This is a genomic window from Rhodococcus koreensis (assembly GCF_900105905.1).
In the GTDB taxonomy this organism is placed as follows: Bacteria; Actinomycetota; Actinomycetes; order Mycobacteriales; family Mycobacteriaceae; genus Rhodococcus_F; species Rhodococcus_F koreensis.
Map to the genome: position 1 here is coordinate 7,260,065 of NZ_FNSV01000005.1, position 13,662 is coordinate 7,273,726.

A 13,662-nucleotide genomic window follows, 5' to 3' on the forward strand; every position below is an offset into this window, starting at 1 on the left:
GCGCCCATGAGCACTCTTCGAGAGGTCGGCGACCGCGAGTCGTGGCGCTGTTGGTTGTGTGACGAACCGGTGGATCCCGACATGTCGGTCAACGACCCGCGCGGCCCCAGCATCGACAGTGTCGTCACCGCGAAGAAGGCCAAGGCGAAGGGCGGCGTCGAACGCCTCGCTCATCGCGCGTGCAACACCAAGAAGGGCGCCGTCAAACCGGTGGTGCCGTGGCCCGACCGGTTGTTCGTCGTCGACCCCGCCCCGATCATCGGCGTCGTCGAACAACTCGGCCGCAAGGGCGGCCGGGTGGCCGTGGCGCGGTGCCCGGGCAAGTCGGATGCGGAGGACGCGTCGGAGTGGTTGCTCGACCGGTTGTCCCGTCTCGCACCGGAACTGGACGTCGAGACGCAGATCGACGCGGCCGGTGGCGCGTTTCTGCTCGTTCTGCGGCTCCGCCACCCGTGAGTACTTCTTAACCGCCTGCGGTTAACAAGTACTCACGGGCGGGGGATCGGCGGGTGCAGGGTGGTGGCGTCGCCCGGGCGGTACAGCTGGGCGCGCCTGCCGCCCGTGGATGCGGCGTCGGCGACGCCCTCGACGGGTTCGACGAACCCCCGCGTTCCCAGGACCTTGCGGCGGAAGTTCGCGCGGTCCCACGTCACGTCCCACACGGCCTCGTACACCGTCTGGAGGTCCCGGATCGAGAACGGAGACTCCACGAAATGGGTTGCCAAAGTGGTGTATTCGAGTTTCGACCGCACCCGCTCGAGGGCGTCGGCGAGGATCTGCGCGTGGTCGAACGCCAGCGACTCGCGGGACGCGTCCTCGACCGGCATCCAGTAGGCGTCGGCGGCGTCGGAACCGGCGGACGGCTCCGGCAGGTTCGGCGCGAACGCCACGAACACCACCGACACGACGCGCATGCGCGGGTCGCGGCCCGGCTCGCTGTACGTCGCCAACTGCTCGAGGTGACCGGGAAAGCTGTCGAGTCCGGTCTCCTCCGCCAGTTCGCGTCGCGCCGCGACGTCCGCCGATTCGTCGGCGTGAACGAAACCGCCGGGCAGCGCGGGCATCCCCTGGAACGGTTCCTCTCCCCGCCGCACCAGCAGGACCGACAGCGAGGGGCCGCGCAGCGTGAACATCGCGAGATCGACGGTCACGGCGAACGGTGGGTACTCGGTTGCGTCGTACACTGTCAGCCTCCCAGTGGTGCGGCGAACGTCGATCGGTGGGCGAGTGCCTGTTCAGTGACCTGCGTCGCGAGGTCGAGACGCTCTGCCTGGCTCCCGGTCAGCATCACCCACGACCGCCCGGCGGCGGTGAGTGCATCGACGAACCACTCTGTCATCTCCTCCCGGATCGACTCTCCGTCACGCAACCCATCCTGCACGAAGGGGACACCGACGTGGTCGGTAATGAGGTACAGGGCATGGCGGCCCGGCCGGTGGTCGTGCGCCCGGGTGCTGTCGGGGCCGAGGTAGCGCCGCTCCCACACGGTGGTGGCTTCTGCGTCGGTGTCGCAGATCGTCAGGGGCGACCCCGACCGCGCCGCCGCCTCTTCCCACTCGTTCTGGATGCGGGCGATGTCGGCGAAATCCTGCCCGATCCAGACGAGGTCGTCGACGCCGGCGGACGCGTCGGCGACGCGGGCTCTCGCCAGCTTGTCGGCGGTTGCCGTGCGACCGTATTCGGGAACCCAGTGCGTGCGCCGCCAGATCCCGCCGCGGGCGCGGAAGCGCTGCGCCAGCGCATGACTGACGGTGGTGGTCCCGGTGGATTCCGCGCCGAGCACCACGATCCGGGTGGTGAGCAGTGCCTGCGCGGGCGCGTCGAGGTGTTCCCAATTGCCGGCGAGGTCGCCTCGACAGGCGGTTCCCGAAATCGGGAACCGGACCCGCTCGGGGTCGACGGGGACGTGGACGGCGTCGAACCAGCGGGCGAGGTCGTCGCCGTACTTCTCGCTCGACACGACCACGTCGACGGCGATTCCGGTGACCTGGCGCACCGCGGCGCGCATGCACGCCACCTGGGCGGCCCACACCGGTCGCGACGCCAGGTCCATCGGGGCGTCGCACGCGATGCCGGTCACGGTCACCGTGCGGTCGCCCGCATGCGATTCGGCGAGGCAGGACACTCTGTCCGCCAAGGGAATCGACTCGACCCGGGACGCCATCACCACCACCGTCACCCGGGCGGCTACCCGCGCCGCCTCCCGGATCAGCAGGTGGTGCCCGGCGTGCGGGGGATAGAACTTTCCGATCACGAGCGCGTGGTCGCGCATTGCGGTCACCTGCTCGCGGTCGTCGCGAGGGCGGGGAGTCCCGACGACCTGCGCCACTCGAGGAGACCGCGGACGCAGAGCACGAGGAAGCCGACGTACAGCAGGGCCGTCAGCGTCAGACCCTTGTGCAGGTAGAGCGGGACGTAGACCAGATCGGCTGCAATCCACAGCAGCCACGATTCCCAGCGCTTGTTCACCTGTCCCCAGGTGGCCAGCAGCGAGAGGGCTGTGGTGACGGCGTCCCAGAACGGGACCGTGGACGACGTCGCCGTGTGCAGGAGCACGGTCAAGGCGGCGGTGCCGACGATGCCGGTCCCGGCGAGCCACCTCCATTCCTCCGGCGACGTCCCGGTGACGGGCAACGGGTTGCCGGCGCGACCGCGGATCCACCGGATCCACCCGGCCACGGCGAGCGCGATGTAGACCAGTTGGAGGGCCGAGTCGGCGAAGAGTCCGGCTGCGTAGAACAGCAGGATCCAGACCAGGTTGTTCGCGATTCCGATCGGCCAGTTCCAGGTGGACTGCCGGGCGACGAGCCAGACGCACACGGCGCCCGACGTGAAACCGAGCACTTCGGCCCAGCTCGTCGTCGTCCCGAACGACGTCACCGCGGCCGAATTGAGCCAGTCGACGAGTAGTGCGATCACGGGAACTCCTTGTAGTCGTAGTGACTACGAAATGGTATCACTGATGTGGTCATTGTGACTACAACTGGGGATGTCGTGGTGTCCCGCGGGAGGTGGGGGTACCGTCGGGACCAGAACATGAATCCGACCTCGAGTGCGAAGGAATTCCGATGAATCTGGCCCTGACCGACGAGGAGCTGGCGTTCCGCGACGAGATGCGAACGTTCTTCACCACACAGATTCCGGCGGAGATCCGCGAGCGGTATGCGCGGGGCGAAGAAGTGGGGAAAGAAGGCTTCATCGAGTCTCAGCGGATTCTGAACGCCAACGGGCTCGCGACGCCGCACTGGCCGGTCGAGTGGGGCGGCCGCGACTGGACGCCGGTGCAGAAGCACATCTGGCTCGATGAACTGCAGCTCGCGTCGGTGCCCGAGCCGCTCGCGTTCAACACCAGCATGGTGGGCCCCGTCATCGCGGCGTTCGGTTCGCAGGAGCAGAAGAAGAAGTTCCTTCCCGCGACCGCCAACCTCGACATCTGGTGGTGCCAGGGATTTTCCGAGCCCGAGGCCGGTTCCGACCTCGCGTCGCTGAAGACCCGCGCCGTCCGCGACGGCGACGACTACGTGATCAACGGCCAGAAGACGTGGACCACCCTCGCGCAGCACGCAGACTGGATCTTCGTCCTCGCCCGCACCAACCCGGATGCCCCCAAGAAGCAGGCCGGCATCTCGTTCATCCTCGTCGACCTGAAGACGCCCGGCGTCACAGTGCGCCCGATCAAGCTGATCGACGGAGGCCACGAGGTCAACGAGGTCTTCTTCGAGGACGTGCGCGTGCCCGCCGAGAATCTCGTGGGTGAGGAGAACCAGGGCTGGAGCTACGCCAAGTTCCTGCTTGGCAACGAGCGCGCCGGCGTCACCCGCCTGGGATTCTCCAAGGTCCGGCTCGCGCAGGCGAAGAAGCGCGCCGCGGAGATCTCGGTCGGCGAGGGGACGCTGCTCGACGACCCGCTGTTCGCCGCCCGCATCGCGGAACTGGAGAACGAGATCATCGCGCTCGAGCTCACCCAGCTGCGGGTCGTCGCGAGTTCGGCCGACGGCAAGCCGAACCCGGCGTCGTCGCTGCTGAAGCTGCGCGGGTCCGAACTGCAGCAGGCGACACTCGAACTGCTGACCGACGTCGCGGGCCCCGACTCCCTACCCTTCGCCGCCGGTGACGGCATCTCCTCACCGCTCTGGGCGCAGCGGACGGCACCGACCTATCTGAACTACCGCAAGGTTTCCATCTACAGCGGATCGAGCGAAGTGCAGCGCAGCATCATCGCCTCCTCGATCCTCGGATTGTGAGGGCGTGACATGGACTTCGACCTGACCGACGAACAGAAACTGCTGCGCGACACCACCCGCGAACTGCTGGGGCGCAGCTACGACGCGGAGAAGCGCAACGCTGTCACCGACACCGAGCAGGGGTGGAGCCCGCAGGTCTGGAAGCAACTCGCCGAGGTGGGGCTGCTCGGCCTGAGCTTCGGCGAGGAAGACGGGGGAATGGGCGCCGGACCCGTCGAGGTGGCATCGGTGATGACCGAGATAGGCCGCCGCCTCGCCCCCGAACCGGTCCTCGACGCCGTGCTCGTGCCGGGCGGTCTGATCGCTGCGGCCGGCAGTACGGAGCAGCGTCGCCGGATTCTCCCGGACGTGTCCGAGGGCACCCTCCTGCTGGCCTTCGCCGATCGGGAACCGGGCGTGCGCTGGCCGTCGGCCCGGGTGTCCACGACCGCGACGAAGGACGGCGACGCGTGGACCCTGACAGGTACGAAGAATCCTGTTCCGCACGGTGGCGGCGCGAACATGCTGGTCGTCAGCGCGACACTCCCGGACGGCGGGGTCGGACTGTTCCTCGTCGACGGCGACGCCGCCGGCCTGACCCGCACCCCCTACGCGACCCACGACGGACTGCGGGCCGCGCAGGTGGAACTGTCCGGCACCCCGGCCGAGCCGCTCGGTGCGGGCGGCGACGCGTCTTCGGCGATCGAGGGCGCACACATCCGGGCGCAGGCGGCACTGTGCGCGGAGGCCGTCGGCGCGATGGAGGAGGCGTTGCGGCTGACGACCGAGTACCTGAAGACCCGCAAGCAGTTCGGCGTCCCGATCGCGAAGTTCCAGACACTCACCCACCGTGCGGCAGACATGTACGTGCTGCTGGAACTGGCCCGCAGCATGAGTCTCTACGCCACGATGTCGCTGGCCGACGGAACCGTGGACCCGGTGGTCGCGTCCCGCGCCAAGCTGCAGATCGGCCGGTCGGCCCGGACGATCGGGCAGGAAGCGATCCAGATGCACGGCGGCATCGGCATGACCGCCGAGTACCCGGTCGGGCACTACGTGAGCCGGCTGACCGCCATCGAGCACACCCTCGGCGGCTCCGACGACCACCTGCGCGTGCTCGCGGCGGCGACGACCCAGGGCACCGTCAGCATCATCTAGCCCCACCCGTGAGTACTTGTTAACCGCGGGCGGTTAACAAGTACTCACGGGGCAGGTCTCGGATTGGTATCGGAAAGAGCGTTTTCGACGTGTCGCACGAGGACCCCCGTGTGACGCAGCTAACGTTCTGCGCGCACATCAGAACTCACGGGGGATGTACGTATCTCGGTGAAGGAGCGTTGTCATGGGGTCCGGTCCAGTCAAAGCGATCATGTGGAGCCTGCTCGTCGTGGGACTCGTCGGTGCGGGAGTCGGGATCTCCGAACTGCACGTCCCGTGGACGGTCGCGTCGTTGATCGTCGCGTCGGTGTCCGGCCTGGTCCTGCTCAGGATCCGTGCCGACGCACACCCCGAACTGCACAGCGAGCGCCGGATGGCTGCCGGCTGACCCCGCCGTCACCCCTGCTGGAGCCCGTCCGCCCACCTGCCGATGTCGCCGCGTTCCAGTGCGAGCGCCAGCAGTTCCGGGAATGTGTCCGGTGTGCAGGCGAACGCGGGAATGCCGAGCGCACCGAGGGCCGCCGCGTTGTCGTGATCGAACGACGGGGCGCCGTCGTCGGACAGAGCGAGCAGCACCACCACCTGGACACTCGCGTTCTTCATCGCCGCCATCCGGCGGAGCATCTCCGCGCGGATCCCGCCCTCGTACAGGTCGGAGATCAGCACGAACAACGATTCCGCCGGCCTGTCGATCAGTGACTGGCTGTAGGCGATTGCCCGGTTGATGTCGGTGCCGCCGCCGAGTTGCGTGCCGAACAGCACGTCGACGGGATCGGACAGCTTGTCGGTGAGGTCGACGACTGCCGTGTCGAACACGACCAGCGACGTCTTCAGCGCGCGCATCGACGCGAGCACCGCGCCGAACACGGACGCGAACACGACGCTCGACGCCATCGAGCCGGACTGGTCGATGGCGAGGACGACGTCGCGCTGCACGGCCTGCGATCGGCGGCCGTAGCCGAGCAACCGCTCCGGCACCACCGTCTTGTGCTCGGGCAGGTAGTGCGCGAGGTTGGCGCGGATGGTGCGATTCCAGTCGATGTCGCGGTGCCGGGGATTGGTGATTCGGGCGGAGCGGTTGAGGGCACCGGTGACGGCGGTTCTGGTCTTCTGCGCGATCCGGTCCTCCACCTCCCGGACCACCTTCTCGACGACCATCCGGGCGGTGGCCTTGCTGGTCTCGGGCATCACCCGGTTGAGGCTCAGGAGGGTGCCGACGAGGTGGACGTCCGGTTCGACGGCGTCGAGCAGTTCGGGTTCGAGGAGCAGTTGGGTGAGGCCGAGCCGGTCGATGGCGTCCTTCTGCATCACCTGCACGACGCTGCTCGGGAAGTAGGTGCGGATGTCGCCGAGCCAGCGTGCGACCTTCGGTGCCGATCCGCCGAGACCCGCAGTGCGCCGGCGGCTCTTCGACCCGTCGCTGCTGGTGTCGTACAGCGCGGCCAGTGCGCCGTCCATCGCCGCGTCCGTCCTGGACGCCAGTCCGCCGGTGGATTCCTCGGCGGCGTTGCCGAGCAGGAGTCGCCACCGACGTAGCCGCTCCGCGTCTTCGGTCACGACGTCACCCCCAGGATGTCGGCGACGGTGCGGATCGCGACGGTGCCGCGCCGGGCATCGACCTCGGCGGGGGTCTCGGCCGTGGAGCCACCCTCGACGGACTGTCCGATGGCCCGGCGTTCCCCGGTCTCGAAGCTGCCGAACGTGCGCCGCAGCAGCGGCAGCACGTCGACGAAATCCTGCTCGCGCAGCCCCGACACCCACCCGTCGAGCAGTCGCAGCAGTTGCCGGTCGTGGACCAGCAGCAGCCCTCCGCCGCCGAGGAAGCCGTCGACCCACCCGGCCTTGGCCGACGGGTCGGCGCCCACGGACAGCGCCCGCGACAGCCGGGTGGCGGCCTCGGTTTCGCTGACGGCGCCCGCGTCGCGGAGTAGTCGGACCATGCGCCCGATCACGAGGCCGTTCACGTCGGTGCGGTCGACGAGGCCGGTGAGCGTGCCGAGCCACCGCGCCGACGCACGGTCGTCGTCGCGCAACATCACCGCCGCGTGGACGTCGTCGACGGCGCGGCGCAGGTCGAGGGCACTGTCGTCGTCCAAACCGGACATCGCCGACGGCAGTCCCGCGCAGATACGGACGAGGAGGCTGTCGGTGACGCGGGTGAGGGACGAGACGTCGGTGCCGCGGACGTCGCCGTACCGCAGGGTGCGGGTCAGCGCGGGCAGCGCGTCCATCAGGTGCATGACGTCGTGGTCGAGCGTGGCCGCGGTCTCCAGCGCGCGCAACAGTTCGGCCAGGGCGTCGCCGAGATCCGACAGCAGCGCCTGCTCGAGCAGCCCGGTGAGCCGGGCGAGGGAGACGTCGCCGGCCGCCGCCTCCTCACGGACCTTCGCCGTCGCCGCGGCCTCGACGGTGGTGCCCCACAGCGACGCCTCGATGATCGACACCGCCAGTTCGGGTTGCCAGGTGAGCGACCACGTCTCACGGAACGTGCCGGTGCCGCGGACGTCGCTGTCGGCCGGGGTGCCCCAGTCGACACCGAGGATCTGCAGGCGGTGCAGGAGCCGGGACCGCGCGACGTCGTTGTCCCGGCGGAGGTCGAGGTCGATGGTCTTCTCGGTGGCCTGCTGCTTCAGGCGCAGGGTCTTCGCCCGGGCACGCAGGTCGGCGTCGAGCGGAACGGTCGGGGTGTCGTCGGGGACGGCGCCGAGGGCCTCGCCGACGACGAGGCGACGCGTGATCAGGTCGAGCAGGACGTCGTCCCCGTCGCACATCACGGCGCGGGTGGCTTCGGTGACCTCGGAGAGTCCGGCCAGCGGCCGCGCTCGCAACGCGGCCAACGTGTCTGCGAGACGGACGGATTCGATGACGTGTGCACTCGACACGGGAAGGTCCTCGTCCCGCAGCACCCGCGCGACCTTCGTGAGCCACCGGGTGATCGTGCGGTCCGGGGCGGTGAACAGGTGGTGATACCAGCCGGGGGAGGTGATGCCGGCGCCGTATCCGGACGCCGTGGACAGCCGCGAATGCGTCCACGGCACCCACGTCAGCGAGGTCTTGATCTTGGGGATTCCCTTGAGGATTCGCGCGTCCGCGGTGGCCGGTCCGAGGGGTCCGGCGAGTGCCGGGGCGTGCCAGGCGCCGCACACCACCGCGATCCGCACGGCACCGCCCTTGATCACCTTCCGCAGGGTCTGGCGCATGTACGCCTCGCGTCTGCTGGTGGGTTCGTCGAGTTCGACGGTGCCGCGCAGCGCGGTCATGGCGTCGGTGATCGCGTCGAACGAGTCGGCCCCCGAACCGGATTCGATGACGGCGTCCCACCAGCGTTCGGTGTCGTCGTAGCCGGCCGCCGCGGCCAGCGCCGCCAGTGGATCCTCGGAACGGGACTCGGCGCGGTCGGCGGCGAGGGTGTTGGCGGCCGGAAGGTCGCAGAAGCGCACGTCGACGCCGTGTCCGGCCGCCCACGACAGCGCCTGCCACTCCGGGGAGAACACGGCGAACGGCCAGAACGCCGCCGTCCGGGGTTCGCCGGTGGCATACGCGAGCAGCGCCACCGGGGGTTCCATGGTGCCGGACGCGGTCAGCGCGACCAGCGGATCGGCGTCGGCGGGCCCTTCGATCAGCACGGCGTCGGGGACGAACTCGTCGAGCGCGCGACGCACCGATCGTGCGGAACCGGGCCCGTGGTGGCGGATGCCGAAGACTCGGACGTCGCCCGCCGGCGGGCTCATCGCCCTGGTGCTCACCCGGTGACCTCGCGGCACGCCCGGTAGAAGTCGGCCCAGCCCTCCCGTTCGCGGACCACGGCCTCGAGGTATTCCGTCCACACCACCCGGTCGGCCACCGGGTCCTTCAGTACGGACCCGAGGATGCCTGCGGCGACGTCGGAGGGACGGAGCACCCCGTCCCCGAAGTGCGCGGCGAGGGCGAGTCCGTTGGTGACCACGGAGATCGCCTCCGCCGTCGACAGCGTTCCGGACGGCGACTTCAGCTTGGTGCGACCGTCGCTCGTGGCGCCGGACCGCAGTTCCCGGAACACGGTGACCACACGCCGGATCTCGTCGTCCGTCGCCGGGACTGCCGGCAGTTCCAGGGAGGACCCGAGTTGCTCGACTCGCCGCGCGACGATGGCGACCTCGTCCTCCTCGTCGGCGGGCAGGGGCAGGACGACCGTGTTGAAACGCCTGCGCAGCGCGGAGGACAGGTCGTTGACGCCGCGGTCTCGGTCGTTGGCGGTGGCGATCAGGTTGAAACCCTTGGTGGCCTGCACCTCGGTGCCCAGTTCGGGGATCGGCAGCGTCTTCTCCGACAGCACGGTGATGAGCGCGTCCTGCACGTCGGCGGGAATGCGGGTCAGTTCCTCGACGCGCGCGATACGGCCACCCTGCATGGCCGTCATCACCGGGGACGGAACGAGTGCGCCCGCGGTCGGACCCTCGGCGAGGAGCCTCGCGTAGTTCCAGCCGTACCGGATGGCCTCCTCGGGTGTGCCCGACGTTCCCTGGACGAGCAGGGTCGACTCGCCGGACACCGCAGCCGACAGGTGTTCGGACACCCACGTCTTGGCGGTTCCGGGCACGCCGAGCAGAAGCAGTGCGCGGTCGGTGGCGAGCGTCGCGACCGCTACCTCGATCAGCCGCCGGGGACCGACGTACTTGGGGGTGATGACCGTGCCGTCGTCGAGTTCGCCGCCGAGCAGGTACGTCACGACCGCCCACGGCGACAACTTCCACGACGGTGGCCGGGGCCGGGTGTCCTGCGCGGCGAGGGCGGCGAGTTCGTCGGCGTAGGCCTGCTCGGCGTGGGGTCGTAGCAGGTCGGCCGGGCCGGCCGCGATCTCGGTCACTCGAGCTCCTTCAGGACTGTTCTGCGATGGTCGATGTTGGCGGCGACAGTGGCGAACGCCTGCTGCCAGCCCGGGTCACGGGTGCGTTCGGCGGCCGCCCGGAGCAGCGGCGCCGCAGCGAACGGGAAGTGTGTCTCCGCGCTGCGGAGGGTCGAATAGTGGCTGTGCCGGGAGAACTGACCGAGGTCCTTGCCGGTCTCGGCGTGCCGCCCGGCCACGTCCTCGAGGCGGGCGATCACCCGTTCGGCGAGGTCCAGCGGCCACGGGTGGGGGAGCCCCTCGAACAGTGCGGCGCCGTCGACGCCCAGCAGGTAGCTGTCGGCGTGGCCCGACAGAATGTAGGCGAGCCGTTCGCGGGCGGGGACGATCGGCACCACGCGACGTTCGGTCGTCCGTCCCTCACGGTGCAGCAGGGCGGACGCCCAGCGCGGATTGCGCTGGAGCACGGTGGCGTTGGTCCACGCCTCCATCATCACCTCCCGCCACTGGTCTTCGATCCGGATCTCCCACGCGCCGGAGGCCGAGCCGATCATGCCTTCCCACACCGGCAAGGGGGCGGCGGTGACCACCATCCGCAACCACCAGCTGCGGATTCCCTTGTTCTTGAAGTGGACGTCCTCGATTCCGTCGCGACGGGCCGAATCGTCCAGGGAACCCGGCATGTTCACCACGAGGCGGGTGCGCAACGGCTTCTTCTCCACCCGCACCCACGCGCGGGCCCGGGCGGCCATCCGCTCGGCGTACGCGGAGTTCGGCAGCTGCCGCAGCAACTGGACCGCCTGCTGCCGCACCTCTTTCCGCCGGTCGTCGAGTGCGTGCTCGAGCAGGTCCGAGTCGGCGTCGCCGAGCCCCGTGCCCAGGAACGCGATGAACGCCGCCCGGTGCTCGCCCCGTTCGGAATCCCAGGTGCGACGCAGTTCGGCCAGCGCGATCGCCGGGTTCACCGCCCGCATCGTCGTGAGCCAGAGCAGCCGTTCCTGGTGCGCGCCGTGCGTCCACACGTCGGTGCGATCGGACCGCCGGACCAGCATCGACCAGTCCGGGTTCTGGGCGGCGAGCCACTGGCCGCGGGGGCCTGCCAATCGCAGGATGCTCTCGCGGTGGATGTCGTTCGTGCGTGCCACCGCCATCAGGTCGGCGACGAGATGATCGGGCGCGCGGTATCCCCGCTCGGCGACCACCGCAAACCACTCGGTGAGTGTCCACGATTTGGCGGCGAGCAACTGCATCAGGTGCGCGGCGGACGCGGGCGGCAACTGCAGCCGCGGATCGTCCTGGGCGGGCGCGGGCAGCACGCGGGTGGAGGCGGCGACTCCGCCGTCGCGGTACGCGTTCTCGAGCGCGGCGGCGCCCAGCAGGGTCTCCGCCGGGTCACCACCGACCGACTGCGCCAGTTCGCCGGTGGCCAGACCCTCGAACGAGGGAGTGGAACGTGCCGTGCCGAGCAGTGCGGCGGAAAGGAGTTCGCTCATCGCCGACTCCCCGCGGTCGACGGCGCGGCGGCCACGAGCGGGTACACGTCGCCACGATCGAACACCGACACGGGAACGAGGGAGTCGCTGGTCCACTCCCCGAACACGGTGACGGGACTGCCGCCGGACATTCCGAGCAGTCGCCACAGGACCGGATCCTCGCCGGACAGCGGCAGCGCGCGTCCCTGCCCGTCGACGACGAACCAGCTTCCGTCGTCGTATGCCGGGGTGACTCCGGTGAGCAGGGCGGGCCACGAGCGGATCCACGGGTCGGCTCCGACCGCGGCGGCGAAGTCGTCGAGTGCGGTATCGATGTCGCTCGGTGCGACCGTCGTGAACGGTTCGGGCGGCTCGTGGGTGTCGCCGAACTGGGCGCGCAGCGGCGCGGCGCCGGGGTAGAAGTGCAGGGTGGCGTCGACGAGCGATCCGAGCGGCGGGATCACCGTAGAGAAGTTGGCGGAGCCGTGCGCGAAGTCCAGGAGGATCGCGCGCCGACCGTGGTCGCGGCCGAGCAACCACACCTTGCGGGTGAAGAGCCGCTTCTCCTCGGTGGTCTGCATACCCAGGACCATCCACCGGTCGCGGACTCCCGGTTCGGCGCGCACGCTGTCGGTGGCCACCGGGTAGCCGACGTGCGAACGCACCGATGCCTGCAACGGTTCCGGTAGTTCGCGCAGACGGCGATGGGCGACGACGAGAAGGTGCAGCCTGGCGTATTCGCGGAGCAACCGGTCCGGCCAGTCGGCGCGGGTGGCCACGACGATCGGAAGTCGGCGCAGGGTGGACGCGACGCCCGGCGCCTGTGCGTCGACCATGCGGGCCGCGATGGCGTCGAACGCGGAAGCCGAGATGTCGGCTGCGCCGAGCCCGCCCCGGATCTGGTCGGTGAGCCACAGGTCGAGTTCGTCGAGGCCCGCCGCCACTCGTTCCGCTCGGCGTTCGGTGGCCTTCGCACCGGCCGTCCTCGTGGCCGCCGCGGGCACGGCCCGCCCGGCCCGCCGGCTCAGCCAGTCGTTCGCGAACTCGGGCGGTTCGGACTGCTCCGGAACCCGGCCCTGCGACCAGATCAGCAGCAGCCCGAGCGTGTGCTTGCACGGAAACTTCCGGCTCGGGCACGAGCAGTGGTACGCCGGACCGGTGAGGTCGACGACCGATCGGTAGGGGCTCTTGCCGCTGCCCTGGCACAGTCCCCACAGTGCGTCGCCGTTGCCGCCTGTCTGCGTCCACGCGGCCGACAGCTTTGCGGCGGCAGCGAGCGAGCCGGCATCGGGCGCCACCGATGCGACCTGTCCCTCCGACCAAGGCGACGTCACTCCGCCACCGTAGGGGAGTTGTCCGACAGAAAGGGAGGAGGGTGCGCGGAATTGTCCGCCAACTTCGGTGTGGACGCCGGTCTCGCGTGTCAAGCTGTCGTCAGGTGCGACAGCGAGGAGTGGGCCGGTGATCCACGGAAGGTATTTCGAGTTCAAGGGTCGTCCCGCCGTGCGGTTCCGGTGCACGTACCCGTTCGCCGTGCAGAGGCTGTGGGAGGCCGTGTCGGAGCCGGACGAACTCGCGCACTGGTTTCCGTCTCGGGTCCGGCTCGACACCTACGCCGGCGGCGACATCGAATTCTTCCCGGACCCGCACAGCGACCCCGAGACGGGGACGGTCCTGGTGTACGGCGCGCCGTACACCCTGGCGTTCACCTGGGGCGGGGACGAGATCCACTTCGAGGTCGAGTCGACCGCGGACGGGTGCGCACTGACGCTCGTGAATGTTCTCGAGGTCCGCAACACGGCGGCCAGGAACGCCGCCGGGTGGAGTGTCTGTCTCGCCGACCTCGACCGGCACCTCGACGGGGCGGACACGTCAGGTCACGGCCGCGATGCGTCCGCGGACTGGCGGCCGTTCTATCAGACCTATCTGGGGGAGGGGATGCCGGCGGGGGCCCCGATCCCGGGGGAGTCCGCCTGACGGCGGT

General features: G+C 69.8%; 13 protein-coding genes. 5 read left to right on the top strand and 8 right to left on the bottom strand.

All coding sequences use genetic code 11. The features are described 5' to 3' along the window. Positions 1–6 precede the first annotated feature (6 nt). Positions 7–456: a hypothetical protein gene (locus BLV94_RS37645; protein ID WP_072940167.1), complete on the top strand. Its 450-nt coding sequence runs from the start codon at positions 7–9 to the stop codon at positions 454–456. A 32-nt stretch (positions 457–488) separates the two neighbouring features. Here BLV94_RS37645 and BLV94_RS37650 read toward each other — a convergent pair whose 3' ends face one another. Genes BLV94_RS37650 through pnuC form a run of 3 tightly spaced genes read right to left on the bottom strand, consistent with a single transcriptional unit; the run spans position 489 to position 2,919 of the window. After that, positions 489–1,184: an NUDIX hydrolase gene (locus tag BLV94_RS37650; protein WP_174705474.1), complete on the bottom strand. Its 696-nt coding sequence runs from the start codon at positions 1,182–1,184 to the stop codon at positions 489–491. Positions 1,185–1,186: 2 nt separating this feature from the next. Continuing rightward, on the bottom strand, positions 1,187–2,272 hold the full coding sequence (locus BLV94_RS37655; RefSeq protein WP_072940442.1) for an AAA family ATPase: 1,086 nt from the start codon (positions 2,270–2,272) through the stop codon (positions 1,187–1,189). A 5-nt stretch (positions 2,273–2,277) separates the two neighbouring features. Beyond that, positions 2,278–2,919: a nicotinamide riboside transporter PnuC gene (gene pnuC, locus BLV94_RS37660; protein WP_072940170.1), complete on the bottom strand. Its 642-nt coding sequence runs from the start codon at positions 2,917–2,919 to the stop codon at positions 2,278–2,280. A gap of 149 nt (positions 2,920–3,068) precedes the next feature. Between pnuC and BLV94_RS37665 the strand changes: the two genes are divergently transcribed. The 3 genes from BLV94_RS37665 to BLV94_RS37675 all read left to right on the top strand — a co-directional run bounded on the left by BLV94_RS37665 (position 3,069) and on the right by BLV94_RS37675 (position 5,769). Beyond that, complete coding sequence (locus tag BLV94_RS37665; protein ID WP_072940173.1) at positions 3,069–4,244, top strand: acyl-CoA dehydrogenase family protein; 1,176 nt, start codon at positions 3,069–3,071, stop codon at positions 4,242–4,244. A gap of 9 nt (positions 4,245–4,253) precedes the next feature. Further along, the gene (locus BLV94_RS37670) at positions 4,254–5,381 is read left to right on the top strand and encodes an acyl-CoA dehydrogenase family protein (RefSeq protein WP_072940176.1); all 1,128 of its coding nucleotides are present in this window, start codon (positions 4,254–4,256) and stop codon (positions 5,379–5,381) included. 184 nt (positions 5,382–5,565) lie between these two features. Next, positions 5,566–5,769, top strand: coding sequence for a hypothetical protein (locus BLV94_RS37675; RefSeq protein ID WP_012688808.1), 204 nt, complete (start codon positions 5,566–5,568; stop codon positions 5,767–5,769). A gap of 8 nt (positions 5,770–5,777) precedes the next feature. Here the strand turns inward: BLV94_RS37675 and BLV94_RS37680 are convergent, their stop codons facing one another. From BLV94_RS37680 to BLV94_RS37700, 5 genes are read right to left on the bottom strand one after another with little or no spacing between them, the layout of a single operon-like run. Continuing rightward, positions 5,778–6,938 (bottom strand): VWA domain-containing protein, encoded by a 1,161-nt coding sequence (locus BLV94_RS37680; protein ID WP_072940179.1) that lies wholly within the window; start codon positions 6,936–6,938, stop codon positions 5,778–5,780. After that, positions 6,935–9,112 (bottom strand): DUF5682 family protein, encoded by a 2,178-nt coding sequence (locus BLV94_RS37685; RefSeq protein WP_072940446.1) that lies wholly within the window; start codon positions 9,110–9,112, stop codon positions 6,935–6,937. Before BLV94_RS37685 ends, BLV94_RS37680 begins: the two co-directional genes overlap by 4 nt. Before the next feature lie 11 nt (positions 9,113–9,123). Further along, entirely contained in the window at positions 9,124–10,227 is a 1,104-nt protein-coding gene (locus BLV94_RS37690) for an ATP-binding protein (RefSeq protein WP_072940182.1), read from the bottom strand. Next, entirely contained in the window at positions 10,224–11,699 is a 1,476-nt protein-coding gene (locus tag BLV94_RS37695; protein ID WP_072940185.1) for a DUF5691 domain-containing protein, read from the bottom strand. The genes BLV94_RS37690 and BLV94_RS37695 overlap by 4 nt, the downstream gene beginning before the upstream one ends. After that, positions 11,696–13,012, bottom strand: coding sequence for an SWIM zinc finger family protein (locus tag BLV94_RS37700; RefSeq protein WP_072940190.1), 1,317 nt, complete (start codon positions 13,010–13,012; stop codon positions 11,696–11,698). The genes BLV94_RS37695 and BLV94_RS37700 overlap by 4 nt, the downstream gene beginning before the upstream one ends. 127 nt (positions 13,013–13,139) lie before the next feature. On the opposite strand from BLV94_RS37700, the gene BLV94_RS37705 reads away from it, so the two are divergent. After that, positions 13,140–13,655: an SRPBCC family protein gene (locus BLV94_RS37705; protein WP_072940193.1), complete on the top strand. Its 516-nt coding sequence runs from the start codon at positions 13,140–13,142 to the stop codon at positions 13,653–13,655. Positions 13,656–13,662 lie beyond the last annotated feature (7 nt).

Excerpts from the sequence above, each read along its gene's own strand:
- BLV94_RS37645 (WP_072940167.1), top strand. The coding sequence starts at position 7 with ATGAGCACTCTTCGAGAGGTCGGCGACCGCGAGTCGTGGCGCTGTTGG.
- BLV94_RS37655 (WP_072940442.1), bottom strand. The coding sequence starts at position 2,272 with ATGCGCGACCACGCGCTCGTGATCGGAAAGTTCTATCCCCCGCACGCC.
- BLV94_RS37665 (WP_072940173.1), top strand. The coding sequence starts at position 3,069 with ATGAATCTGGCCCTGACCGACGAGGAGCTGGCGTTCCGCGACGAGATG.
- BLV94_RS37670 (WP_072940176.1), top strand. The coding sequence starts at position 4,254 with ATGGACTTCGACCTGACCGACGAACAGAAACTGCTGCGCGACACCACC.
- BLV94_RS37675 (WP_012688808.1), top strand. The coding sequence starts at position 5,566 with ATGGGGTCCGGTCCAGTCAAAGCGATCATGTGGAGCCTGCTCGTCGTG.
- BLV94_RS37685 (WP_072940446.1), bottom strand. The coding sequence starts at position 9,112 with ATGAGCCCGCCGGCGGGCGACGTCCGAGTCTTCGGCATCCGCCACCAC.
- BLV94_RS37695 (WP_072940185.1), bottom strand. The coding sequence starts at position 11,699 with ATGAGCGAACTCCTTTCCGCCGCACTGCTCGGCACGGCACGTTCCACT.